Origin of the sequence: Rhizobium sp. CG4 (assembly GCF_023701965.1) — a bacterium.
Classification (GTDB): domain Bacteria; phylum Pseudomonadota; class Alphaproteobacteria; order Rhizobiales; family Rhizobiaceae; genus Agrobacterium.
In genome coordinates, this window is the sequence record NZ_JABAEG010000008.1 from 51,722 (window position 1) to 75,345 (window position 23,624).

A 23,624-nucleotide genomic window follows, 5' to 3' on the forward strand; every position below is an offset into this window, starting at 1 on the left:
AAACCAAAGCGCACCATGTCTTTGACGCGCTTTGGTGGCGGTTGACATACGTCAACGATCAATCCTAGACAGGCACAACACGGGCTTTACGACGCTTTTCCATCAGGAAACGCGTGTAGCCGATAATCGTAAAAATCAGCCACGCTACCTGCGAGATGAGTGAGCCGATATTGAAGTTCCACATCAGCGAATAGATGAGTGCAACACCGCCCAGAACGTTGAGAAGCGTGTAACGCCCGTCTTCAATCGTCAGGAAACGCAGCTGCAACAGAGCATAGGCGAAGAGATAGAAAAAAGCTCCTGCAAGGCCAACAAAATCAGCAAGCCCCATGGTTCACTCCATACGCGATAACCCCTGTGTCTCAGGGGAATAATGACACCGGACAGGCTCCGGCGTTGCTCATCTACTCCGCTTGAAAAAGAAACCAATACATTGAGATTTCATGCCCCCATGCATAAAAATCATACCCCCTCGGAGCGTCGTTTAGCTAGTACCGAACGATGGAGTACGATAGGGCAATGGCCTCGGCCGAGCCTTGCTGCGGCTTGGATAAAAACAGGGAACCCATAGTATGACGTCTTCACCCTTTTCCTTTGCAATAAATCGGCGAGGCTTCCTTGCTGGTGCCGCCGGTTTGACTGCGCTTTCTGCCGGTTTCATCACCGATGCGCGCGCCCAAGGTGCCGAAACCCCGAAAAAAGGCGGTGTTTTGAAGCTTGGTATCGGCGGTGGCAGCACGACTGACAACCTCGATCCGCGCATTCTGAAAGACTGGGTTCCCGTCAACCAGGCCTTCATGATCATGAACGGCCTTGTCGAAATCGATGCCAACAATCAGGCTGTTCCTGAACTGTTTGAAAGCTGGGAAGCGCAACCTGGTGCGGTTGAGTGGACCTTCAAACTGCGTCAAGGTGTCACGTTCCACAACGGCAAGGCCCTGACAGTTGAAGACGTCATCTACTCGATCAACCTGCACCGTGGTGAAACCACATCAGCTGCTCGCTCGGTTGCGGCAGCCTTGAAGGCAGTCGAGAAGGTTTCCGAAAGCGAAGTGAAGATCGTGCTGGAAAGCGGCAACGCTGACCTGCCTTACATTCTGTCCGATTACCACTTCCTGGTCGTTCCCGATGGCTGGACGGATTTCAGCAAGCCTGTTGGCACTGGACCGTTCGTTTACGAGAGCTATGATCCAGGCGTCCGTTCGCGCTTCACCCGCAACCCAAACTACTGGAAGCCGAATGCTGCCCACGTCGATGCGGTAGAAGTTATCGTTATCAATGACATTTCGGCCCGTACCAACGCCATGATGTCCGGTCAGGTTCATGCGATCAACCAGCTCGACTTCAAGACCGTTGACCTGCTGCGCCGCAACCCGAACCTCAATATCGTTCAGTCGGCCGGTGGCCAGCACTTCACATTTTTGATGGATTGCACACAGGCGCCTTACAAGGACAACAACGTCCGTCTGGCACTGAAGCACTCGATCGACCGTGAGCAGTTGCTGAAAACCGCGCTGCGTGGGTACGGCCGCATCGGTAACGACCATCCGATCCCAAGCTCGGACCGTTTTTATGCGGCGGACCTGCCACAGCGCCCTTACGATCCTGAAAAGGCGAAGTTCTACCTCAAGCAGGCAGGTCTCGACAGCCTGAAGGTTGAGCTTTCTGCGTCTGAAGCTGCCTTCTCTGGTGCTGTTGATGCGGCTGCGATCTTCCGCACAGCTGCTGCTGCAAGCGGAATCGAAATTTCGCTCAAGCGCGAACCGGCTGATGGTTACTGGGATAACGTCTGGATGAAGGCGCCGTTCTGCATGTCCTATTGGGGCGGCCGTCCGACTGCAGACCAGATGCTGACCATCGCCTATGCCTCGACCTCGGCACAGAACGATACGCATTGGAAAAATGACAGCTTCGACAAGAAGCTGGTCGAAGCGCGCGCATTGCTCGATGATGCAAAGCGCAAGGAAATCTACGCCGAACTTCAGGGCCTGATTTCCGATGACGGTGGCGCGGTTATCCCGATGTTCGGCGATTACCTTGACGCTGCTTCCAAGAAACTGAAGGGCGTGACCACCCACCCCATGTTCAACTTCATGGGCGCACGCCTTGCTGAAAAGGTCTGGTTGGAAGAATAATGACAAAACTTATCCTGAAGCGCGTTGCTTTGGGTATTTTGACGCTACTGCTGGTGTCGGCGCTTATTTTCGCCGGCACTCAGCTTCTGCCCGGTGATGTGGCGTCAGCGATACTCGGCCAGAACGCTACGCCTGAATCCCTTGCCGTCCTTCGCGCCGATCTCGGTCTGGACCAGCCTCTCCTGCAACGCTATTTCACTTGGCTCGGCGGTTTTGTAACCGGCGATCTCGGAAACTCTTTGGCCAACCGTCAGCCTGTCGCGGATCTTCTGTGGCCACGCTTTTGGAACACCATGGCGCTGGCGCTTTATGCCGCTCTCGTCAGTGTACCTGTTGCCATCCTTCTCGGCCTCCTCAGCGCTATCTGGCGCGGTAGCCTTTTCGACCGGATCGTCAATGTTGTTGCGCTGGGGTTTGTTTCCCTGCCGGAATATTTCCTCGGCCTGTTGTTGATCCTGTTCGTATCGGTGCATTACAACCTGCTGCCAAGTCTCGCTGATATCTATCCTGGCATGAGCTTTACCGATTGGTTGAAGGCGACAACATTGCCAGCCTTGACGCTGGTCCTGGTTACGGTTGCCCAGATGCTGCGTATGACCCGTACTGCCGTTCTGGCGGTTATGGATCAGGCCTACGTGGAAACGGCATACCTCAAGGGTTTGCGTACCAAACGTGCTGTGATGCGTCACGCACTTCCCAATGCTGCGGCTCCCATCGTCAATGTTGTCTCGTTCAACATTGCCTATCTCATTACCGGTGTTGTGCTGGTGGAAGCGGTGTTCAACTATAACGGCCTTGGCCGGTTCATGGTTGACGCTGTTTCGAAACGCGATTTGCCTCTGGTTCAGGCGGCTGCATTGGTCTTTGGTGCCGCTTACGTCATTCTGAACATCATCGCCGATGTTTCGGCAATCGCCCTCAACCCGCGTTTGAGGCATCCACGATGAAAACCATTCGTTCCATCACTCCGACCGCATGGGTCGGTCTGTTTATCATTTCCGTCAACATCATCCTGTTTGTTCTGGGGCCAAGCATTGCACCATTTGGACAGGAAGAAATTGTCGGCGCACCGTTTGACGCTCCGTCGGCTGCCCACTGGTTCGGCCTTGATCAGAACGGTCGTGACATGCTGTCGCGTCTGCTCGCCGGTGCACAGATTTCGATCGGTGTTTCCCTGGCGGCTTCACTTCTGTCCTTCACCATTGGCATCACCTTCGGTTTTATTGCTGCGATTTTCGGTGGCTGGCTGGATACCGTGCTTTCGCGCATTGTCGATACGGTCATGTGTATACCGGTTCTGATTTCGGCACTGGTGGTTCTTCAGGCGCTTGGTTCATCCATTCCGGTGTTGATCATCACGATCGCTCTGCTGGATTCGACCCGTGTGTTCCGTCTGGCCCGCATCGTGGCGCAGGGTGTTAACGTGCTTGAATATGCCGAAACGGCGCGTCTTCGTGGTGAAGGTCTGTTGTGGCTGGTTTTCAAGGAAATCCTGCCCAATGCCTTGCCTCCATTGATTGCTGAATTCGGTCTGCGTTTCTGCTTTACCTTCCTGTTCGTTGCGGGTCTGTCCTTCCTTGGACTTGGCGTGCAGCCACCATTCGCCGACTGGGGCGGTATGGTGAAGGATAACCAGCAGGCTATTCTTTATGGTCTTTACGCGCCGCTCTATCCGGCTGCTGCCATTGCCATTCTGACGATTGGCGTCAACCTCGTGGTTGACTGGTTGCTGGCTGGCCGCAGTTCAGTTCAGGGAGCAGACAGATGAGCGATAGCAATGTTCTGCAGATCCGTGGCCTCAAGGTTGCGGCTCCGAATGGCGCCATTCTCGTCGACAATGTCGATCTCGACCTGAAACGCGGCGAGGTAAAGGGACTGATCGGTGAATCCGGTGCGGGTAAATCCACCATTGGCCTTGCGGCCATGGGTTATGGCCGTAACGGTTGCCGTATCGCAGACGGCGAAATTCTCGTCGACGGCGTGTCGCTGATGAGGGTAACGCGTGCAGGCCGCGAGGCTGTGCGCGGTGCACGGATCGCTTACGTGGCACAGAGTGCTGCTGCGGCTTTTAATCCGGCCATGAAAATTGGCGAGCAGATCATGGAAGGTCCGCTTTATCACGGTATCATGAACCGGCAGGAGGCGCAGGCCTGGATGCTGGAACTGTTGCAGACGCTGCAACTGCCGGATTACCAGAACTTTGGTAACCGGTATCCGCACCAGGTGTCCGGTGGTCAGTTGCAGCGTGCCATGGTTGCCATGGCCATGTCCTGCCGCCCGGATATTCTGGTTCTGGACGAGCCGACCACAGCGCTTGATGTAACGACGCAGATCGAGGTTCTCGCGCTGCTACGTAGTCTGATCCAGCGGTACAACACCGCGGCACTTTACATTACGCACGATCTGGCTGTTGTTGCGCAGATTGCCGACAGCATTACTGTTCTTCGTCATGGAAAACAGGTTGAAGCAGGTTCTGCCGAACAAATCCTAGAGCATCCGCAGGAGGACTACACGCGTCGTCTTGTCTCGGAGCGTGAAGCCAGCATTGCCGGCAGTGGTGCGCACCACAAGGGCGGTGAAGTGCTGCTTGATGTGCGTGACGTCACAGCCTACTACGGCAAGAAGAAAGTGCTGACTGACGTAAATTGTCAACTTCGCAAGGGCGAAACGCTTGCGGTCGTGGGTGAATCCGGATCGGGTAAATCGACCCTCGCCCGTGTCATTGCTGGCCTGCCTCCACACTCCTCAGGTGTTATCTCTCTCGCTGGCCAACGACTTGCCGACAACTACACCAAGCGCAGCCGTGAAGAATTGCGTCGCATCCAGCTGGTTTACCAGCTTCCGGATGTTGCGCTGAACCCGCGTCAGACTGTTGGTGAAATCATTGGTCGTCCAATGTCGTTCTACTTCGGCATGAATGAAGAGCAGCGCAAAGCAGAAGTGGCGCGCATACTCGACCTGATCGGTCTGCCGCAGGATTTTGCCGAGAGACTGCCAAAGGCGCTGTCGGGTGGCCAGAAGCAACGTGTGTGTATTGCACGTGCTCTTGCTGCACGGCCTGACCTCATCATCTGCGATGAGGTTACGTCGGCCCTTGACCCTCTGGTGGCTGAAGAAATTCTGAGACTTCTGCGATCCCTGCAGGACGAGTTGGGCGTTTCGTACCTGTTCATCACCCATGACCTTGGTGTTGTTCGCCGTCTGGCTGATCGCACCATGGTGATGCAGCATGGCCGCATCGTTGAAACCGGTACGACGGAGGAAATCTTCAAGCCTCCTTACCAGCCTTACACCGAACAGTTGATTACCTCTGTTCCGGAACTGCGCCGCGACTGGCTCGATGACGTGCTGGCAAAACGTGACGGCGTCACTGCGGCCTGATTTTAAGTGGCGGCTGATCTGAGGATCGGCCGCCACTTCTGCTCTCCTTTCGCGGTGGCAAGCGCCTGACCGCAACAGCTTCAATTGGAATATCCCATGACAGTACGTGTTGAAGAACATATCTGGATCACGATGAGCGATGGTGCGCGCCTTGGTGCCCGCCTCTGGCTGCCCGAAGATGCAGAAACGTCGCCCGTTCCGGCAGTTCTCGAATATATCCCTTACCGAAAGCGTGACGGCACCCGCGGTCGTGATGAGCCGATGCATGGCTATTTTGCAGCACAGGGTTATGCCGCCATTCGTGTTGATATGCGCGGAACGGGTGAATCCGACGGCCACATGGCGGACGAGTATCTGAAGCAGGAACAGGATGACGCTCTTGAGGTGATCGACTGGATTTCGCGTCAGCCATGGTGCAGCGGCAATGTCGGCATGATGGGCAAAAGCTGGGGTGGCTTCAACAGCCTTCAGGTTGCCTCCCGCCGTCCACCGGCATTGAAGGCAATAATTACGGCCTATTCGACGGATAACCGTTACACCGACGACATCCACTACATGGGTGGTCTGTTGCTCAACGACAATCTGTGGTGGGGCACGATCATGCTTGCCTACCAAAGCCGTCCGCTTGATCCAAAAATCGTTGGTGACAGCTGGCGTGACAGCTGGCTGGAACGGCTTGAAAAGCTGCCGTTTTTCCCGGCTTTGTGGCTCGAGCATCAGCGCTACGATGACTACTGGAAGCATGGTTCGGTTTGCGAAGACTGGAACGATATCCAGTGCCCTGTTCTGGCAATCGGTGCGTGGGCGGACAGCTATACAAACCCGGTATCTCGCCTGCTTGAAAACCTCACAGTTCCGCGCCGCGGCATCATCGGTCCATGGGGTCACATCTATCCACAGGACGGGGTGCCTGGCCCGGCAATCGGTTTCCTGCAGGAAGCGACACGCTGGTGGGATCATTGGCTGAAGGGCAAAGAAACCGGCATCATGAATGAGCCGATGATGCGCGCCTTTGTGTGCGACACCATTGAGCCGACCGGCACCCGCACCACAACCAATGGTCGTTGGGTTGGTGAAGCCGAATGGCCGTCGCCAGCGATTTCACCCAAAAAACTGCATCTTGGTGCAGATCGCAGCCTGACCGAAGCGGCGACAACAGAAGGTGTTCTGTCCATTCGTTCACCGCAGAGCCACGGCAAGGCTGCTGGCGAGTGGATGTCGACCGGTTGCCCGGGTGAACACCCTACGGATCAGCGCCTCGACAATGGCGGCGCGCTTGTTTTTGAAACCGCGACATTGCAGGACGATCTCCACGTGCTTGGAGCGCCTGTTGTGCGCCTGCGCATTGCTGCAGATTGCCCTGTTGCGCAGATCAACCTGCGTCTTAACGATGTCCTGCCGGATGGGCGCGTCTCCCGCACCAGCTATCAGGTGTTCAACCTGACCCACCGTGACAGCCATGAAAATCCGGAAGCGCTTGTCCCAGGTCAGTTTTATGACGTTGCTATCAAGCTGAATGATTGCGGTTATCGTTTCGCCAAGGGGCACAAGATCCAGCTGGCAATTGCAACGGCCTATTGGCCGATGGTCTGGACCGCTCCTTATGATGCCACCTTGAGCATTTCGGTTGCCGAAAGCGCGCTGGAACTGCCGCAGCGTGCTGTAGGAGACGGCCTGCCTGTGCAGTTTGAAGCTCCAGCCCATGGACCCTTCACACCGGTCACACAAACAGATGCTGGCACGGTTCGCCGTTGGACCGAGCAGGACCATGAAACCGGCATCAATACCTACATTACTGAGGGTGTTGGTGGTCTGTTCGGAGAAGGTGTGCTGCGGTTCGACGAGATCGACACCGAGTTGAGCCATAGCTTGCGCCGCGAGTTGACCATTCAGGATAACGACCCGCTGACTGCAAAATATGTGCTGACACAGACCTATGAAATGGGTCGTGATGGTTGGCGCGTCAAGGTTGAAAGCCGCACAGCAATGACCTCCGATAGAGACAATTTCTATCTGACAGGCACACTGACGGCTTATGAAAATGGAGCTGCGGTGAAAACTCGCGAGTGGGACGAGAGTTTCAAGCGCGATCTGATGTAAATGAATATCCCCGGACAGTTCCAGAAACTGTCCGGGGATTTTTTAAGGACAAGTGTTGGTTGGCGCAGCCTTAACCAGCGGAAAACAGCCTTTCCATCGCTCGGTACGAGGTGGCCATGGCGTCAAAGTTTCAGGGCTTTCTTCAAGCTGCAAAACGCCCTGCGCCTGCAGGTCTTTGACCCGTCCGTCGAGATATTCCTTGATGACGCTGATCTTGCCGTTCTTGACGTGGGCGATCCAGACATCATTCACCACCTGGCGGTTGCCACGCTGAAACGTGCGGAACTGCAATTCGGCTGCGATACGACCCTTTTCCATGTCGATGAAGAATGCATCAGCCGGAAGGTAGATACTGGTATCCTTGGCATTTTTGCAGAACTGTGCGAGATCCTCCAACATCTTGTCACGGCCGGAAACATGATTGGTCGGGTAGGAAAACTCCACATCCTCGGCCACCGTGTTTTTCATCAGACTTGCGTTGCAGGATGCCCAGGCTGCGGCTAGGTCGAAAATGAGGTTCTGCATGGCAGCGCGGCCCGCATTCTTCTCGACCTCTCCGGCATATGTAACACCAGTGCGCACTTCAGCGGCAATGCCCATTGCAGGCATAAGCAGGCATACGACCGTAGCCGCTGCCATTGTTTTTATTGTCCCAAACATGTCGTATTCCTTCCAGCCTCACCCGCGAGCCGGGATATGCTCGACATAAGAATACGTTTCTTCGCTACAAATCAAACGATACTCGAAGCTGTTTCGGCGGCTTCCAGAATATTTCGAAACAGGCATGCAGTGGTGACGGGACCAATGCCATCAGGCACATGTGTGATGACGGAGGCGATGCCACTGAGTGCTGCCTGATCCGCATCTCCGACGAGCCCTATTGCGGTGCGATTGATCGCAACGTCGATGACAATGGCGCCTTTGGCAACGTGGTTTGCATCAAGCAATTTTGGAACGCCAGCGGCCGTTATGATGATGTCAGACCGGAGTGTGTAAGACGGTAAATCCCGGGTCGCTGCATGTGTGATGCTGACGGTTGCTTCCTGATCGAGCAACATCTGTGCAAGTGGCCGCCCGACAATGCGAGACGCACCGATGATGGTGACGTTTTTCCCTTTTAGAGAGCCCGCCAGTTCCTGCGCCATAAGCAGGCAAGCTTGCGCTGTTGCAGGAGCGCGGGATGGAACCCCAAGTGCGAGTCTGCCCGCATGAAGTGGGTGCAGACCGTCTATGTCCTTGTCGGGACCAAGGGCCAATGCCAGATCGACAGGTTCAACGCCTGATGGCAGTGGATAGAGAGTGGCAACGGCATCAACAACAGGGTCGTCCCTTAAAACGGTGATGCGTTCAAAGAGGTCCACCGCATTTGCCGGATATGTTTCGGTTTCCAGCTTTATGCCCGCTTGCAGTGCCATCGAACGTAAGCGTTCTGTATAGGCATTCATGCCGGCATTTGTCTGATCCAGCAGGATCGTGCAGCACGGTGGCCTTGCCATTGCAGATGAGCGCTTTAGCGTTTCCGCATTGATCCCTGTAGCGATTTCGAAACCGGTGACAATACTGGTCATGAAATTGGGCCCCACTTTATGCCTGCCACGGCTTCTGACGCGGTTTTAATCTCTCGCGCAACAAAATTTATATCAGCCCTCAGAGGGACATTTCTTTTTCCGGGATAATTTCTTAAAGCTTCGGCAATGAAAGTACATGTCATCTATGCTCACCCGCTGAAAGACAGCCTGAATGCCAGGCTGCATCAAGTCGTTGTCGAAAGTCTCAAGGCCGCCGGCCATGAGGTTGACGACCTCGATCTCTATGCTGAAGGCTTCGACCCCGTTTTATCGGAAGCCGATCGTCGGGACTATCATGATGTCACCATCAATCGCAGCCGCGTGGCACCTTATGTTGACCGGCTGAAAAATGCCGATGCGCTGGTACTCTGTCATCCAATCTGGAATTTTGGCTGGCCTGCCATTTTGAAAGGCTATTTTGATCGTGTGTTTCTGCCGGATGTGTCCTTTGTATTGAAGGATGGAAAACTCGGTCCCGGTCTTGCCAATATCAAGAAACTGGCGACGGTGACGACCTACGGATCACCGCGCTGGCGGGCAATTTTTCTCGGTGATACACCGCGTCGCAATGCGACCCGTTTTCTACGTGTTGTGTGTAATCCCCGCGTAAAGGTGAGTTATAATGCCCTTTACAACATGAACAACGCCAAGCCTGAACGGGTAGAAGCATTCATTGAAAAAATACGCAGGGACATGTCACGGTTCTAAGCGATAACAAGGCTATCCACCCATGAACCCATCAATGCCATGACGACAGGAGACAGCACCTTCCCGTCACATTTGCCACAGGCCAATACCGCTCTCGCCTTCGATAAGGTCTCGCTGCGCTTCCCTGATGGTGTGCAGGCGCTGCAAGATGTCACATTGTCCGTAAAGACCGGTGAGTTCGTTTCGATTGTCGGACCATCGGGTTGCGGAAAATCGACATTGTTGCGCTTGGCGTCCGGTTTAATCCGGCAGACGGCTGGCGATGTTTGGGTGGACAGGCAACAACTGGGTTACACCTTCCAGGATGCTACACTTTTGCCTTGGCGAAAAGTTCAGGCCAATGTCGAATTGCTGATGGAACTGAGGGGCTATTCCCTGACGGATCGCCAGAAGATTTCCCGTGAACAAATTGATATGGTTGGCCTTTCCGGTTTTGAGGATTATTACCCCAAAAGTCTTTCCGGCGGCATGCGTATGCGCGTTTCACTGGCCAGATCGCTTGCACTCAACCCCAATGTCTTCTTGTTCGATGAGCCCTTTGGTGCATTGGATGAGATCACCCGCGAACGCCTGAACGATGAGGTGATGGCCCTTTACCTCAATCAAGGTTTCAGTGGTCTGTTCATTACACATTCCATTGCGGAGGCCGTCTATCTCTCCAGCAAGGTTGCGGTGATGTCGAATAGACCCGGCCGCATTGTCGAAGTTTTCGATGTGGACTTCGCCTATCCACGCGAACCGGATTTGCGTTACACGCCTGAATTTTCAGCTTTGTGTGGCGAGATTTCCAAATCCCTGCGCAAGGTGATGGAAGCGTGATGAAGCCCCAAAAACCTTTGTTGGAACGCCAATCGGCCATATCACCGGCCAGACCGTCGGGCTTTGCACGTCAATTGCTGAAGGCCTTCTTGCCGCCCCTGATCATGGGTGGCGTCCTGTTCTGTCTATACGTTTTTGTGCGTGGCAATCTTGAGCCGCATCGACAGTTCCTGATGCCAGGTGTCAGCGAACTCTGGTCACAGGCATTTGGAATTGCCGCTGTGCGCGAAGAGCTGCTGGAGCGTTCCATCACCACCATGTCGATTGCGCTTGCAGGATTGGGTATTTCGATACCGACAGGTATTTTCCTCGGCATCATCATGTTCCGGTTCTATGTGATGGAACGAGCGGTTTTCCCTTACCTTGTTGCCTTGCAGTCCATTCCGATCATGGCAATCATCCCGCTCATTCAAAGCGCGCTGGGGTTCGGCTTTTTTCCGAAAGTGCTGATTGTTGCGCTGTTTACTTTCTTTGCCATTCCAACCACGCTTCTTCTGGGGCTGAAAAGCGTTGACCGTGGTATCATCGATCTGTTTCGCCTTCAGGGCGCCAGCTGGTTTGTCATGTTGCGCAAGGCTGGACTGCCGTCAGCGGCCCCTGCCCTGTTTGCGGGGTTGCGTATTTCGGGCAGTCTGGCGGTTATTGCGGCAATCGTTTCAGAGCTGTTCTTCCTGTCTGGACGCGGTGGACTGGGCCAGATGCTGATGAACACCAAGATCGACTTCAAATACGAACAGATGTATGCGGCGCTTATCGTAGCGTCGATCCTGTCGATCTGCGTGTATGTGTTCTTCAACTGGCTGGGAAACCGGCTGTTTTCACAGTGGCATGAATCGGCGCGCCGCAATAAATAGACTGGCCGCTGCGGAGGCGAACGGGATGAGGGAAACGACCATGAATAAAACAAGCGCATTTTTTCTGTCAACTGTGATTGCGGCGACCGCAGCCACATCGCTGCGGGCGCAGGAGCCCGGCGCATTTGCCAGAGAACATTACACGACCTCGCTGAAGGACGTGTGCCCCAGCCCGCTTTACATTCAGAAGGACTGGCTGGCGCAGGCCGAACATGGCGGGCTTTACCAGTTGATCGGTGCCGGTGGTAAAATGGAAACCGGTCGTTATTCCGGTCCACTCGGCGCAACGGGCATCGAACTCGTGCTGCTGGAAGGCGGCAGCGGTGTTGGTCTTGGCGATGGCGAGACCGCCTATTCCGCGCTTTACAACGGCAACTCAAAAGCCGGCGTGACACCGCAGATCGGTTTTCAGGAACTGGACAACGCGTTCATTTTTTCCAAGCGTTTTCCTGTCGTCGGTGTGATGGCGCCGCTTGATAACTCCCCGACCGCGCTCTTCTGGGATAAGGCAACCTATCCAGACGGCTTCAAGTCGATCGCCGATCTGAAGGCCTTTGCAGAAAGCGACAAGGGCAAGATCTATGTATCCACCATCAAGCGGACATTCGGGCTCTACCTTGTCGAACAGGGCGTGCCGAGCGATGTTTTTGTTGAGGGCTATCGAGGTGACGGCGAAAACTTCGTTACGAACAACGGTACATGGCTCAATCAGGGTTTTGTGACCAACGAGGTCTACAAGTTCAGCCACGGCAATAACTGGGGCAAGCCGCTTGACTATCTGCTGATCGATAGTCTCGGTTACCGCAATTATACCGGAATGCTGTCGGTCGCGACAAACCGTCTGGAAGAGCTGGCGCCATGCCTCGAAAAACTGGTTCCTTTGATCCAGCAGGCCCATGTCGACTACGTGAAAGATCCGGCCGAAGTAAACAATCTGATCTTTGAATTCAACCAGGCTGGGCTTGCCGCCAGCTGGTGGAAAACACCTATGGACCTGATTGATAACGCGTCCAAGGTCATGGTGGAAACCGGTGTCATCGGCAACGGCCAAAATGCGACCATTGGGGATTTCGACATGGAGCGCGTTGCGGAAATGTTGAAGATCGTCAAGTCACGGCTGGATGAGCGTGCCAATCCAGATGTTACACCGGAGCAGATCGTTACAAATCGCTTTATCGATCCGTCCATTGGTCTGAAGTAAGGTTTTGCAGATGGCTGGCAGAGCAATCGTCCTTGATGGTGATCTTCTTGCCATTGAACTGCGACGGGAGATGAGGAGCCGCGTTGCGGCTTTGCGAACTGCCGGAGTGACACCAAAGATCGCCACTGTGCTGGTGGGGGATGATCCCGCCAGCCACAGCTATATCGCCCGCAAACATGCCGATTGCATTGACTTGGGCATTGAATCCATCGATTTGAGGATGCCCGGCGACGTCGACATGTCCGGTTTGCTTGCTCAGGTGTCCGATCTCAACCGGGATAAAAGCGTTCACGGTTTTCTGGTACAGCTTCCATTGCCATCCCACCTGGATGGGGAGGCAATTCTTGCAGCTGTTGATCCTTCAAAAGACATTGATGGTCTGCATCCAGTCAATCTCGGTGCGCTATGTGCCGGTTTTCCGAAAATCACCGCCTGCACACCCTCCGGTATTCTGACACTTCTTCGTCACTATCAGGTGCCGTTGGTGGGGAAAAACATCACAATCATCGGCCGTGGCATGTTAACCGGACGACCGCTTGCCATGTTGCTGTCGCTTCCGGGCATTGATGCTTCGGTCACGCTGTTGCACAGCAAATCGGCGGACATTGGCAGCCACACGAAACGCGCAGATGTGGTGATTTCGGCGGCCGGAAAGCCTGATCTGGTGACCGCTGATATGATCAAACCGGGCGCTGCTGTTGTCGGTGTCGGCATTTCTTATAATGCCAATTCCGAAGCAGTTTCAGATATTGCTAATGATGTGGCCGATGTTGCCGGTTGGGTTACGCCCCGACACGGTTCTGTTGGCGCGTTGACGCGCGCCAAGCTGCTTTCAAACCTCATCGATTGTGCGGAACGAGCCGGTTAAAGTTTTGCCAGTTCGGCATTCACCTGATCCCGCCAGGAACGGGCATTCACCAATTCCGGCGGGAACAATCCCGGTATCGCGAAGTATAGTGCGCTGGCATCTGTCGGATCAGTAATCGCAGCCGCGGCGAGAATTTCTTGGCCGCGTGGATCATCGAGATCACCACGTTTCTGGATTGATTTGATCCAGAGGGCGATCACATAGGCAAAGGTGGTTGCATCTCTGCCTGCTGCCAGTGTTTCAGATGTAGCTGACAAAATGCGTTGTGGCAGTTTCTGGCTGGTGTCCAGCGCAATCTGTTCGGTGCGGTGGGCGATGGTTGGATTGGCAAAACGGTCTAACAGTTGTTTGCGGTAGAACGGCAGGTCGATGCCGGGAACCGGATCGAGCGTGGCGACAACAGCCTCCATATGCCGTTCAACCTTTGCAACGAATTCCGGCACGGCCATCACGTCGCGGACAAATTCCAGGTCATGCAAAATGCCCAGATGGGCAATCAGCGTGTGAGAGCCGTTGAGTAACCGCAGCTTCATTTTTTCATATGGTTCAACATGGGTGGCAAATACTGCACCGCCGGCCTCCCATGCCGGGCGTCCGGAAATGAAATCATCTTCGATGATCCACTGCATGAAGGGTTCGGTTTCAATGGCCAACCGATCATCGACACCAAGCAGAGAGATCGCCCGCTGCCGTGTTTCTGCTGTTGCCGCGGGCACAATACGGTCAACCATGCTGCAGGGGAATTTGCCTTCTTCTGTAATCCAGCGCGCGAGCTCTGGATCTCGTTGCTCAGCCATTTCCAGCACCAAGCGACGCACCACATGGCCGTTGGATGGCAGGTTGTCGCAGCACAGGATCGTGAAAGGCAAATGGCCGCGCTCCCGGCGTCTGACGAGGCCTTCAACCAGAAAACCGACCACGCCAACTGGTGTATGCGGGTTGGCCATATCGGCTTTGATTGCAGGATGTTGCAGGTCCAGACCGCCCGTTACAGGATCAAGTCCGTAGGCCTTTTCACTGACGGTGAATGTTACGATACGGGTGTCCGGGCTTGATAGGTAAGCGATAACATCGCCTCCCCGTTCTGCCGCACAAATCCAGTCAACCGTCACGCCAATGATGTCAGCCTTGTCGCCATCTGCGCTACGGGTGATGACCGAGTAAAGGCCTTCCTGTTGTTGTAGTGCCTTGACCGGCTCAGGCGACCGCAAATTGACTGCGACGATACCCCAGGGGCCAAATGTCTTCTCAATGGCTTTCTGGGTGAAAACCGCCTGATGGGCGCGGTGAAATGCGCCAAGGCCAATGTGGACGATGCCCGGCTTGAGCAATTTTCGATTGTAAGTTGGTTGCGAGACGTTGTCCGGTAGAAGGCTGGATGACGAGAGTGTCTCCATTGTCATACACGCCCATACTGCGAGTGAAGCAAGGTCCGCTCGATGCCGCGCAATTCGGCCAATCCCTTCAGGCGGCCAATCGCTGGATAACCCGGTTGCGCACCGCGTGTTAGGTCATCGAGAATTTCCTGGCCGTGGTCAGGGCGCATAGCGATCCGGTGGTCTTCACGCCCCTCCTGCTTGCGTTTCTTTTCCTCCGCCAGCAGCGCTGCAATGACGGCGACCATATCCGTGCCACCCTCAAGATGTTCGTCTTCAAAGAACGAGCAAGGCACAGTGTCAGTGTCGCGTGTCACATTGCGCAGGTGAACGAAATGGATACGGTCTGCAAAACGTTTGGCGATAAACGGCAGGTCATTATCCGCTCTTGCTCCCAGCGATCCCGTGCACAGGGTTACGCCGTTGGCGCGGCTGTCGACCTGTTTCAGCATATGCGCGTAATCGTCTTCAGTAGAGAGAATGCGTGGCAGCCCCAGAAGTGGCCAAGGTGGGTCGTCGCCATGGGCACAAATGTTGATGCCGACTTCTTCAGCCACAGGAACCACTTGTGACAGGAAATCGATCAGATTGGATTGCAGCTTGGTGCGATCAATGCCCTGATAGGTCCGCAACTTCTCCAGCAATTGCTCAAGCGTGTAGCCATCGGCAGACCCCGGAAGGCCCGCGCCGATGTTCTTGCCAAGTGCAGTAATCTTGGTGTCGGGCATATCTGCAAAACGTTTTGCCGCATCGTCGATCAACCATTCCGGATAGTCATTCTTGGCGCTTGGGCGTTTGAGGATATGGATGTCAAATGCTGCAAAATCGGTCAGGTCAAAACGCATGGCCTTCGCGCCATGACGGGTTTCCCAACGCAGGTCGGTGCGTGTCCAGTCGAGTACGGGCATGAAGTTGTAGCAAACGGTACGGATGCCGGTGGTAGAAAGTCGACGCAGTGTTTCCTGCCAATTGGCGATATGATCTTTCCAGTCACCTGTCTGTGTCTTGATTTCTTCCGACACTGGCACGCTTTCCACGACGTCCCAATAGAGGCCGCCAGCCTTGATTTCTTCGTGCCGTTTGCGGATTTCATCGATTGGCCAGACGGAACCGGTTGCAATGTGGTGCAAAGCACTGACAATGCCTTCTGCACCGGCCTGAGCCGCATCCCGAACGGTTACCTTGTCAACGGGGCCAAACCAACGCCATGTATGTTTCATTGCAATATTCCTTTAGAAATCAGTGAGGTCAGCTGAAGGTGATCTGCACCTTGCAGGCAACGGAACGGTCGCCAGCCTGTTCAAACGCTTCAACAGCGTTTTCCAGCCGAAAGTGGTGCGAGATAATCGGCCGAACGTCGATGGAACGCGATGAAATGGCCTGAACGGCTTGCGCGAACTCTTGGTCAAACCGCTGTGAGCCACGCCAGATGACCTCCTTGCCGACAAGTGCATTGAGTGGAATGGTCATGTCTCCAGTAACGCCGACCTGCACAATTGTCCCACGCGGTTTGATAACGGCGAATGCGGAACGCAACGCCGGGCCAGCGGCTGAGCAATCAAACACCACGTCGAATGTGCCCTTGCCTTCCTGATAAGGTGCAAGGCCCTGCGGATTGGAGATGACGTTTATTGTCTGGGTGGCGCCCATGGCAGGCGCGCGGGACAGTGCTGCGTCGGCAAGATCTGTCACGAAAATTTCACTTGCGCCGGCGTGTTTTGCGGCTGCGACAGTCAGCAGCCCGATGGGGCCGGCACCGGTCACCAGTACTTTTTTGCCAGTGAGATCTCCGGCCTGGGCGACCGCATGCAGGCAAACGGCCAGCGGTTCGGCGCAAGCTGCTTCTGCTGGCGTGATGTCACTTGGAAAAGCGAAGCATTGTTTTGTGGGAACGACCAGCCAATCCCGGAACATGCCCTGTTCGTGCGGCAGGCGCATGGCGCTGCCCATGAAACGCATGTCGAGGCAATGAATAGGTTCGCCATTATCGCAATACTGGCATGTTCCACATGGTTGGGATGGATTGACGGCGACCAGGGCGCCAATCGTCAGTTCGCTTACGCCATCTCCCAGTTTGTCTACGTAACCGGAAGCTTCGTGGCCTGATATGATGGGTTCTCGCACCTGAATGGGTCCAAAGCCACCATCCTGATAATAATGCAGATCCGAACCACAAATGCCGCCGACGGCCATACGAAGCAGCACGTTGCCGGGTCCGGGTTCGCTGAACTCCTGGGTTTCGACCTTGAGATCCTGTTTGCCGTAAAGACGCGCAACGCGAGTGAGCATTCAATCTGCCTTTAATCTTAAAAAAGGAAATGCCGCGCGGCTTTCACCGCGCGGATGGTGTGTTAGCGGATCAGGCCCATCTGGGTCGGCAGCCACAATGTGATTGCGGGTATGAAGGTAATCAGCAGAAGGGCGATAAACAGTGGGATCATCCAGGGAAGGATAGCTAAGGTAGTTCGTTCGATAGACATTTTTGATATGCGTGCCAGAACGAACAGCACCATGCCGACAGGTGGGGTAAGCAGACCAATCATCAGGTTCAGCGTTACGATGATACCAAGATGAACCGGATCAATTCCGTACCGTGCTGCAACAGGCATCAGGATCGGAACAAGGATACTGATGGCGGCAATTGTATCAAGAAATGCACCAACAATCAGCAGCAATACGTTGACAAGAATGAGGAATGTCCACCAGTTGTCTGTCAGGCTGAAGATGAAATCCGAAAAAATCTGCGCTGCCTGGCTAACGGTGAGCAACCATGCAAAGATCGACGCCGCAGTCACGATGAACAATACGGACGCGGTGGTTTCAATCGTGTCGAAGGATGCCTTGGCAAGGGTTCTGAACGTCATTGTGCGATAACGGACAAGTCCGAGGAACATAGACCACATCACGGCCGCAACAGCCGCTTCAGTCGGAGTGAACCAGCCCATGGTCATGCCACCGATCAGCAGTACTGGCGTCATCAAAGCCATAACCGCCGAGAAGTCGAAGTACCAGTCGAGTGCAACCAGAGCTACGAGACCGATAAGAACAGCAAGATTGACAGACAGACCGGCAAGAACAAGGAGATAGACTGCTGCCGGGAAGGAAAGGACTATCACGACCTCGAGTGATGCACCCATAAGCTGCTTCAACTCGAAAGGCGTGTCCGAACCCCAGCCCTTGCGGCGTGCAAAGACATAAACGGTCAGCATCATCAACACAGTCATGACGATGCCAGGCACAATACCGGCCATGAACAATGCGCCAATCGAGGCATTGGCCATCATGCCATAGATCACGAAAGGCAGTGATGGTGGAAAGATAGGGCCAAGCGTTGCAGATGCTGCAGTTACGCCGACGGCGGCTTCGACGGGGTAACCATGGTCCTTCATCGCCTTGATTTCGATGGTACCAATACCGGCCGCATCAGCGAGTGCTGTGCCGGACATGCCGGAGAACACCACAGAACCGATGATATTGACCTGCGCCAGACCACCCTTCATCCAGCCGACGAGCGACAGGGCGAAGTGATAGATACGACCGGTGACGCCAGCGCTGTTCATGAGGTTGCCAGCCAGAATGAAAAAAGGCACGGCGATAAGCGGAAAACTTTCCACGCCGGCGATCATGCGCTGGGCGGCGATGATATCAGGTGCAACGCCATAGAGGACAAGATACAAAAGCGAGGAGACTGCCATGGATACGGCTACAGGTGTGCCGATGATCATGAGCAGCAGAAATGAGCCAATCAGAAGCAGCATTGATTAAATTCCCTGTGTATTGATGGCTTCATCAGCCTGCTCGCGGACGGTTTTTTTGCTTGTCATGTCCTTGATGAAGTTCTGAAGCGAACGCAGGAACATCAGCACGTAGGCGGCAAATACGGTGTAGAAGACAATGCCGCGTGGCAGATCGACGGTGACCATACGTTCGTCGCCAACGATTTCGAGGTAACGCCACATCAACCAGGTGATGTAGGCAAAGAATCCGATGTTGATGAGGTCGACAACGACCTCCAGCACCCGGCCAGTTTTTTTCGAAAGAAAACGATAAATCAGGTCGACCTGAATGTGCCGAACCTGGCGTACACACATGACGGAGCCGAGAAACACCACGACCACAAGGCAGTTGGCGGCAATCTCTTCTGTCCAGGCAAGGCTGTTATTCAGGGCGTACCGTGTGAAAAACTGCAGGAAGACACTGGTTGCCATGCCCCAGAACACCAGCATGGTCAGCCAGTCTTCAAATGCGTAAGGAGACAGGTCGACATCGCTGACCTCGTCCTCGAAGGCATGCGCCATCTCTTCCACGCTGATGGGCGCGTTTTTTTGATCTGTCATTTGGAAAGCTCCAGTGGACTAGGCCAAAGGGATGTCCGGTGCCGGGTGGGCACCGGACGGTGCAATTACTGGATGGCGCGAATGGCTTCCCAGTCAGCTTTTTCGTAACCGAACTCTTCGAAAGTCACTTTGTCCAGCACGTTCTTTTCAAAGTCGGCCTTGTCAACTTCAGTCACGGTGAGGCCACGCTTTTTGAAGTCTTCGACGAGGGCGTTTTCACGTTCTTCGATGATTTTGGTTGTGCGTTCTGCCGCCTGCTGCATGACTTCCACGAAGATTTTCTTGTCTTCGTCCGACAGGCTGGCCCAACGGCTCTTGGAAATCAGGGTGTTGAGGTGGTCAACGATATGGCCGGTCAATACGATGTTTTTCTGAACTTCGTAGAACTTCTTGGCATCTATGGTTGTCAGCGGATTTTCCTGGGCGTCCACTGTGCCGTTCTGGAGCGCAAGATAGACTTCCGCAAAAGCAATCGGCGTAGTGTTGGCACCGCATGCACGTGGCATGGCGAGGTAAGCGGGAACATCAGGCACGCGCATTTTCAGGCCAGCCATGTCACCGCATTTTTCAATAGGCGTATTGGATGTGGTGTGGCGTGTGCCGTAGTAGCTTACAGCGGCGATGATGTTCCCGGTCTTGTCTTCGTAGCCCTTTGCCAGACGCTTGAACACATCGCTTTTCGTGTAGGCAATGAGATGCGCTGGGTCGCGGAAAATATAAGGGAAATACGTCACGCCAATTGGCTTGTAATCACGGGCTGCAAAGCTTGAGCCGGAGATGATCATATCAACAGTGCCGAGCTTCAGGCCTTGGTTGATGTCGGCTTCCTTACCGAGCTGTGAAGCTGGGAACACGTCGATCTTGTAACGTCCGTCGGTGCGTTTTGCGATTTCCTCAGCGGCCCATACCGACTCCGTATGGAAAGGCTCTGTTGTTTCATACACATGCGCCCACTTCAGGGCCGTCTGTGCCTGCGCCGCGAGTGCCGATGCCATGATCAGAGCAGTTGCACCCAGCAACGTTTTTAATCCGAATTTCATCCTCAAATCCTCCCAAATTGATTTCAGATTTCGTATGTTCATGATCCCGTCGCAAGAAGCACGACAGGGTTATTCTTCTCCTCCCAACTCCTCACCGAAGCTCTCAGAGAATCTCTTTTGCGCCCGTATCATGTGCAGGCGCATGGCCTCACGCGCGGCAGATGGGTCATTGGTCGCAATTGCGTTGCGGATCGCCACATGTTCTTCCATTGCCAGCTGCCAGGTATGCGGGCCCTCAAAGTAACCTGCCAGCTTCTCGAAGTAAGGCGTCATCCGCTGATCGTAGATCAGGCCCGTGAAGCGGTTCAGTGTCGCGTTGCCGATGATGTCGGCGATGGCCGTATGGAACTCCCGGTCCACGGCCAAGGCACGTTTTGCATCATGAAGCGACTGCTGCATGCGCTTCAGATTGTCGTCGAGTATCGCCACATGCTGTGGGGTCGCCAGGCGTGCGGCTTCTTCAGCAATTGCACTTTCGATGATGCAACGCGCCTGCAAAATTTCGAATGGGCCGTCACTGTCATCTGCGGGCAAGACAACCTTCGTTGGGCTTGTCTTGCGGCTGATATAAACGCCTGAACCCATGCGGATCTGGATGTATCCCTCCACTTCCAGAACTATCAAAGCCTCGCGAACGGTCGGGCGCGATACCGAAAATCTCTCTGCAAGCTCGCGCTCGGCAGGCAGGCGGGCTCCATCGGAAAGCTCGCCCGTTTCGATAAGCATACGTATCTGGTCCGCGACCTGCCGATAAAGGCGGCGCGGTTCCAATGCCACAAACATTTAGATCCTCCCATGCGCCACTCCCCTGGCGCACACCTGGTAAGATGGCCTTACCAATTTTTTTATTAAAGCTGCTTCAGTCGATAAGTCAAGCGATAAAGTAAATAAATATTACAATTAAGTATGTGTTTTTAAACGCAAAAATTCTTGGCGGCAAACTGGTTGCCGCCGGTATTTTCCAGCGATGGAGCTATGGTTGCCTCTCAGATCAGAGGCATTTCCAAGCCATATTTTTCGGCAAGCTCTTCGAAAGCCTGCCTTGTGGCGGGGTCAACAGTAACCCCTTCTCGTTCTCTTTGCGCTGCGACAAGCCATTCCCGGTCGCCGGGCGCCATGACCTTGCAGTCTTCACGGGTTGGTGACGTGCGCAGCACCTGCAGATAGCGCTGCATGCCCGACTCAAATGTCTGCCGGTCGACGAATGCTTCCGGCTTGATAGCCAGTACGAATGCGCCCATGCCGCGTGGCTTGGAAAAATCAGGGCCACCCATCGGGGCAATATCGAAACTCAGTTTCATTCCGGTCAACACCGCGCTGAAAATTTCTGCGACGCCTGCCAAAGCAGCGCCCTTGAAGCCGAATTCGCCACCGAGCGGCGCGAGCATGTCAGCAGCATTGGCATCCGTGGTGTCAACGCCCGTTTCATCAGATGCAGTAGCGTTTGGTAGAGCTTGGCCGAGGCTGCGATACAGCAGAACACGGTTATAGGGGACGGAACTGGTTGCCATGTCGAGCAACCACGGATCATCCCCGGAAACTGGCACGCCAACTGAAATCGGGTTTGTGCCGTGGAAACGCATCGCACCGTCATGCAGGCGGACAAAGCTGTCCGAGTTGCAGAATGTGATGCCGATATAACCTTTGCGGGCCGCTTCGATGGAGTAGGCGCCAGCCGGACCAAAATGTGAGGTGTTGCGGATAGCAACTGCGCCAATTCCGAACTTACTGGCGAGGTCGATCGCGTTGTCCATTGCCGTATATGTGGCAAGGGCACCGTGCGCGTCATCTGCATCCAGCGTTTCGATGGCGCCAAAGCTTGTTATTTTTTTGATATCAGGTGCGCCGTTGATGCGGCCGCCGTTCAGCGCTGTGATGTAGTGGGCAAGAAGGCGGACACCGTGGCTGTCGACGCCGTGACGGGTGCCATGCATCATGGCTCGCGTTGCAGCGTCTGCCGTTGCCGTGTTTGCGCCAGCGGCGACAAACACGGCACGACAAAACCGGTCGAGCTCGTCCAGCGACACATTGTTCTGTGCGTTGGTTTGCAACATCCCGGTTCCTCCCCTCCAAAATGTACGATGTGTACACTAGACATTATTTTTGAGTCACGCAATGCCGCTATCTGCAAAAATCTGTTGTCAAAGCTGTTGCAAGGCAAAGCCGCTTCCCGCATCTTCGAACCAGAAAAACCAGAGCAATATCATCCATGTCCACCACCGGTTCCGGCACAGCTCCCAAACTCTACCAGCGCGCTTGCGAGGTTTTGGCCTTGGATATCAGTAATGGCGCCATCAAGGTTGGCAGTCGACTGACGGAGACAGGGGTGGCTGAACGCTTCGGAATCAGCCGCGCACCTGCCCGGCAGTCGTTGATGGAACTTGAGCGCATGGGGCTGATACAAAAAGCCTCTTCGCGTGGTTATGATGTATTGGCACTCGCCAATCCAGCGGCTGTCAGTACGGCCCCCAAAGCTGCGGCCAATGATGATCCCAAGATACATTTCCTGCCAAGTTGGGAGTTGATCTACTCTGAAATCGAAATGGAGATTGTCTCACGGACAACCTTTGCCAGCTGGCGCATCAATGAAGCGATCCTGGCGAAACATTACGGTGTCAGCCGAACGGTTGCACGCGATGTGGTGGCCCGCCTGCAGCAGCGTGGCATTGTTCAGAAAGATGACAGTGCGCGGTGGTTTGCACCCGCGCTGACCATGCAACATATTGATGAGCTCTACGAGTTAAGATGGGTTCTGGAGCCACTGGCGTTGGAAAAAGCCGTACCCAATTTGCCTGAGGGGTTTCTCACCCGGGTTCGCGGCAATATCGAATCAGCAATAAATTGCCAAGTGCCGCAAGTCGGCAGCACGCTGGACAGGTTTGAGCAGGAACTTCATGTCGAGCTTTTGGGGTATTGTGGCAACAGTTCACTGATGCGGGCGATCAGCCTGCCGCAGTCACTGCTGATTGCCCACCACTTCCTCTATCCCCGCACCACCGATCTGTTCGAGACGGAGCCGTTTCTGCCGGAGCATCTGGAGATACTCACCCATATTCAGGACGGAAATATCGTCGGCGCCAAGGACGCGATGACGGCACATCTGCAGATTTCCCGCGAAAGAGCCATGATGCGTATTCAGGCGGTGACTCATTCAATGACGCCAGATGAGCTTCCCTATCTAGACCTCATGGAGCCGCTGTGACGCTGTGACGATTTCGGGTTGCCACTTGGTTTAGA

22 protein-coding genes are annotated in these 23,624 nt (G+C 54.6%); 11 read left to right on the top strand and 11 right to left on the bottom strand.

The genetic code is table 11. The features are described from left to right. Positions 1 to 64: 64 nt before the first annotated feature. Positions 65 to 331: a CBU_0592 family membrane protein gene (locus HGO37_RS20290; protein ID WP_192489112.1), complete on the bottom strand. Its 267-nt coding sequence runs from the start codon at positions 329 to 331 to the stop codon at positions 65 to 67. Between the two features lie 241 nt (positions 332 to 572). Between HGO37_RS20290 and HGO37_RS20295 the strand changes: the two genes are divergently transcribed. The 5 genes from HGO37_RS20295 (at position 573) to HGO37_RS20315 (ending at position 7,616) form a co-directional block, all read left to right on the top strand. After that, positions 573 to 2,135: an ABC transporter substrate-binding protein gene (locus HGO37_RS20295; RefSeq protein WP_250984928.1), complete on the top strand. Its 1,563-nt coding sequence runs from the start codon at positions 573 to 575 to the stop codon at positions 2,133 to 2,135. After that, entirely contained in the window at positions 2,135 to 3,082 is a 948-nt protein-coding gene (locus HGO37_RS20300) for an ABC transporter permease (RefSeq protein ID WP_192489110.1), read from the top strand. The genes HGO37_RS20295 and HGO37_RS20300 overlap by 1 nt, the downstream gene beginning before the upstream one ends. Next, entirely contained in the window at positions 3,079 to 3,903 is an 825-nt protein-coding gene (locus HGO37_RS20305; RefSeq protein ID WP_192489109.1) for an ABC transporter permease, read from the top strand. The genes HGO37_RS20300 and HGO37_RS20305 overlap by 4 nt, the downstream gene beginning before the upstream one ends. Next, positions 3,900 to 5,516, top strand: a complete 1,617-nt coding sequence (locus HGO37_RS20310) for an ABC transporter ATP-binding protein (RefSeq protein ID WP_250984929.1) — start codon at positions 3,900 to 3,902, stop codon at positions 5,514 to 5,516. The genes HGO37_RS20305 and HGO37_RS20310 overlap by 4 nt, the downstream gene beginning before the upstream one ends. A gap of 96 nt (positions 5,517 to 5,612) precedes the next feature. After that, positions 5,613 to 7,616 carry a CocE/NonD family hydrolase gene (locus HGO37_RS20315; protein ID WP_250984930.1) on the top strand — a complete coding sequence of 668 codons (2,004 nt, stop codon included), beginning with the start codon at positions 5,613 to 5,615 and terminating at the stop codon, positions 7,614 to 7,616. Between the two features lie 42 nt (positions 7,617 to 7,658). On the opposite strand, the gene HGO37_RS20320 is transcribed toward HGO37_RS20315, so the two are convergent. Beyond that, positions 7,659 to 8,255 (bottom strand): nuclear transport factor 2 family protein, encoded by a 597-nt coding sequence (locus tag HGO37_RS20320; protein WP_250984931.1) that lies wholly within the window; start codon positions 8,253 to 8,255, stop codon positions 7,659 to 7,661. A gap of 92 nt (positions 8,256 to 8,347) precedes the next feature. Continuing rightward, positions 8,348 to 9,184, bottom strand: a complete 837-nt coding sequence (locus HGO37_RS20325) for a bifunctional 5,10-methylenetetrahydrofolate dehydrogenase/5,10-methenyltetrahydrofolate cyclohydrolase (protein WP_250984932.1) — start codon at positions 9,182 to 9,184, stop codon at positions 8,348 to 8,350. A 126-nt stretch (positions 9,185 to 9,310) separates the two neighbouring features. Between HGO37_RS20325 and HGO37_RS20330 the strand changes: the two genes are divergently transcribed. Genes HGO37_RS20330 through HGO37_RS20350 form a run of 5 tightly spaced genes read left to right on the top strand, consistent with a single transcriptional unit; the run spans position 9,311 to position 13,634 of the window. Continuing rightward, complete coding sequence (locus HGO37_RS20330; RefSeq protein WP_250984933.1) at positions 9,311 to 9,892, top strand: NAD(P)H-dependent oxidoreductase; 582 nt, start codon at positions 9,311 to 9,313, stop codon at positions 9,890 to 9,892. A 39-nt stretch (positions 9,893 to 9,931) separates the two neighbouring features. After that, positions 9,932 to 10,711 carry an ABC transporter ATP-binding protein gene (locus HGO37_RS20335; protein ID WP_250984934.1) on the top strand — a complete coding sequence of 260 codons (780 nt, stop codon included), beginning with the start codon at positions 9,932 to 9,934 and terminating at the stop codon, positions 10,709 to 10,711. Next, positions 10,711 to 11,565, top strand: a complete 855-nt coding sequence (locus HGO37_RS20340; protein WP_250984935.1) for an ABC transporter permease — start codon at positions 10,711 to 10,713, stop codon at positions 11,563 to 11,565. The genes HGO37_RS20335 and HGO37_RS20340 overlap by 1 nt, the downstream gene beginning before the upstream one ends. A 40-nt stretch (positions 11,566 to 11,605) precedes the next feature. After that, positions 11,606 to 12,766: a hypothetical protein gene (locus HGO37_RS20345; RefSeq protein WP_250984936.1), complete on the top strand. Its 1,161-nt coding sequence runs from the start codon at positions 11,606 to 11,608 to the stop codon at positions 12,764 to 12,766. A gap of 10 nt (positions 12,767 to 12,776) precedes the next feature. After that, positions 12,777 to 13,634: a bifunctional 5,10-methylenetetrahydrofolate dehydrogenase/5,10-methenyltetrahydrofolate cyclohydrolase gene (locus HGO37_RS20350; RefSeq protein WP_250984937.1), complete on the top strand. Its 858-nt coding sequence runs from the start codon at positions 12,777 to 12,779 to the stop codon at positions 13,632 to 13,634. Here the strand turns inward: HGO37_RS20350 and HGO37_RS20355 are convergent. From HGO37_RS20355 to HGO37_RS20390, 8 genes are all read right to left on the bottom strand, one after another. Continuing rightward, entirely contained in the window at positions 13,631 to 15,037 is a 1,407-nt protein-coding gene (locus HGO37_RS20355) for a mannitol dehydrogenase family protein (RefSeq protein WP_250984938.1), read from the bottom strand. The genes HGO37_RS20350 and HGO37_RS20355 overlap by 4 nt on opposite strands. Further along, positions 15,034 to 16,230: a mannonate dehydratase gene (gene uxuA, locus HGO37_RS20360; RefSeq protein WP_250984939.1), complete on the bottom strand. Its 1,197-nt coding sequence runs from the start codon at positions 16,228 to 16,230 to the stop codon at positions 15,034 to 15,036. The genes HGO37_RS20355 and uxuA overlap by 4 nt, the downstream gene beginning before the upstream one ends. A gap of 28 nt (positions 16,231 to 16,258) precedes the next feature. After that, positions 16,259 to 17,299, bottom strand: a complete 1,041-nt coding sequence (locus HGO37_RS20365; RefSeq protein WP_250984940.1) for an L-idonate 5-dehydrogenase — start codon at positions 17,297 to 17,299, stop codon at positions 16,259 to 16,261. Between the two features lie 62 nt (positions 17,300 to 17,361). Further along, complete coding sequence (locus HGO37_RS20370; protein ID WP_250984941.1) at positions 17,362 to 18,768, bottom strand: TRAP transporter large permease; 1,407 nt, start codon at positions 18,766 to 18,768, stop codon at positions 17,362 to 17,364. Between the two features lie 3 nt (positions 18,769 to 18,771). After that, positions 18,772 to 19,347 carry a TRAP transporter small permease gene (locus tag HGO37_RS20375; RefSeq protein ID WP_250984942.1) on the bottom strand — a complete coding sequence of 192 codons (576 nt, stop codon included), beginning with the start codon at positions 19,345 to 19,347 and terminating at the stop codon, positions 18,772 to 18,774. Between the two features lie 65 nt (positions 19,348 to 19,412). Next, the gene (locus tag HGO37_RS20380; RefSeq protein ID WP_405049418.1) at positions 19,413 to 20,387 is read right to left on the bottom strand and encodes a sialic acid TRAP transporter substrate-binding protein SiaP; all 975 of its coding nucleotides are present in this window, start codon (positions 20,385 to 20,387) and stop codon (positions 19,413 to 19,415) included. Between the two features lie 69 nt (positions 20,388 to 20,456). Then, positions 20,457 to 21,170, bottom strand: coding sequence for a FadR/GntR family transcriptional regulator (locus HGO37_RS20385; protein ID WP_250984943.1), 714 nt, complete (start codon positions 21,168 to 21,170; stop codon positions 20,457 to 20,459). 203 nt (positions 21,171 to 21,373) lie between these two features. Beyond that, the gene (locus HGO37_RS20390) at positions 21,374 to 22,441 is read right to left on the bottom strand and encodes an Ldh family oxidoreductase (RefSeq protein WP_250984944.1); all 1,068 of its coding nucleotides are present in this window, start codon (positions 22,439 to 22,441) and stop codon (positions 21,374 to 21,376) included. A gap of 155 nt (positions 22,442 to 22,596) precedes the next feature. Here HGO37_RS20390 and HGO37_RS20395 point away from each other — a divergent pair, with 155 nt between their 5' ends. Further along, positions 22,597 to 23,589: a GntR family transcriptional regulator gene (locus tag HGO37_RS20395; RefSeq protein ID WP_250984945.1), complete on the top strand. Its 993-nt coding sequence runs from the start codon at positions 22,597 to 22,599 to the stop codon at positions 23,587 to 23,589. Positions 23,590 to 23,624 lie beyond the last annotated feature (35 nt).

Bases quoted from the DNA above. Each gene is read 5' to 3' on its own strand.
- HGO37_RS20290 (WP_192489112.1), bottom strand. From the start codon at position 331: ATGGGGCTTGCTGATTTTGTTGGCCTTGCAGGAGCTTTTTTCTATCTC.
- HGO37_RS20295 (WP_250984928.1), top strand. From the start codon at position 573: ATGACGTCTTCACCCTTTTCCTTTGCAATAAATCGGCGAGGCTTCCTT.
- HGO37_RS20300 (WP_192489110.1), top strand. From the start codon at position 2,135: ATGACAAAACTTATCCTGAAGCGCGTTGCTTTGGGTATTTTGACGCTA.
- HGO37_RS20305 (WP_192489109.1), top strand. From the start codon at position 3,079: ATGAAAACCATTCGTTCCATCACTCCGACCGCATGGGTCGGTCTGTTT.
- HGO37_RS20310 (WP_250984929.1), top strand. From the start codon at position 3,900: ATGAGCGATAGCAATGTTCTGCAGATCCGTGGCCTCAAGGTTGCGGCT.
- HGO37_RS20315 (WP_250984930.1), top strand. From the start codon at position 5,613: ATGACAGTACGTGTTGAAGAACATATCTGGATCACGATGAGCGATGGT.
- HGO37_RS20320 (WP_250984931.1), bottom strand. From the start codon at position 8,255: ATGGCAGCGGCTACGGTCGTATGCCTGCTTATGCCTGCAATGGGCATT.
- HGO37_RS20325 (WP_250984932.1), bottom strand. From the start codon at position 9,184: ATGACCAGTATTGTCACCGGTTTCGAAATCGCTACAGGGATCAATGCG.
- HGO37_RS20330 (WP_250984933.1), top strand. From the start codon at position 9,311: ATGAAAGTACATGTCATCTATGCTCACCCGCTGAAAGACAGCCTGAAT.
- HGO37_RS20335 (WP_250984934.1), top strand. From the start codon at position 9,932: ATGACGACAGGAGACAGCACCTTCCCGTCACATTTGCCACAGGCCAAT.
- HGO37_RS20340 (WP_250984935.1), top strand. From the start codon at position 10,711: ATGAAGCCCCAAAAACCTTTGTTGGAACGCCAATCGGCCATATCACCG.
- HGO37_RS20345 (WP_250984936.1), top strand. From the start codon at position 11,606: ATGAATAAAACAAGCGCATTTTTTCTGTCAACTGTGATTGCGGCGACC.
- HGO37_RS20350 (WP_250984937.1), top strand. From the start codon at position 12,777: ATGGCTGGCAGAGCAATCGTCCTTGATGGTGATCTTCTTGCCATTGAA.
- HGO37_RS20355 (WP_250984938.1), bottom strand. From the start codon at position 15,037: ATGACAATGGAGACACTCTCGTCATCCAGCCTTCTACCGGACAACGTC.
- uxuA (WP_250984939.1), bottom strand. From the start codon at position 16,230: ATGAAACATACATGGCGTTGGTTTGGCCCCGTTGACAAGGTAACCGTT.
- HGO37_RS20365 (WP_250984940.1), bottom strand. From the start codon at position 17,299: ATGCTCACTCGCGTTGCGCGTCTTTACGGCAAACAGGATCTCAAGGTC.
- HGO37_RS20370 (WP_250984941.1), bottom strand. From the start codon at position 18,768: ATGCTGCTTCTGATTGGCTCATTTCTGCTGCTCATGATCATCGGCACA.
- HGO37_RS20375 (WP_250984942.1), bottom strand. From the start codon at position 19,347: ATGACAGATCAAAAAAACGCGCCCATCAGCGTGGAAGAGATGGCGCAT.
- HGO37_RS20380 (WP_405049418.1), bottom strand. From the start codon at position 20,387: ATGAAATTCGGATTAAAAACGTTGCTGGGTGCAACTGCTCTGATCATG.
- HGO37_RS20385 (WP_250984943.1), bottom strand. From the start codon at position 21,170: ATGTTTGTGGCATTGGAACCGCGCCGCCTTTATCGGCAGGTCGCGGAC.
- HGO37_RS20390 (WP_250984944.1), bottom strand. From the start codon at position 22,441: ATGTTGCAAACCAACGCACAGAACAATGTGTCGCTGGACGAGCTCGAC.
- HGO37_RS20395 (WP_250984945.1), top strand. From the start codon at position 22,597: ATGTCCACCACCGGTTCCGGCACAGCTCCCAAACTCTACCAGCGCGCT.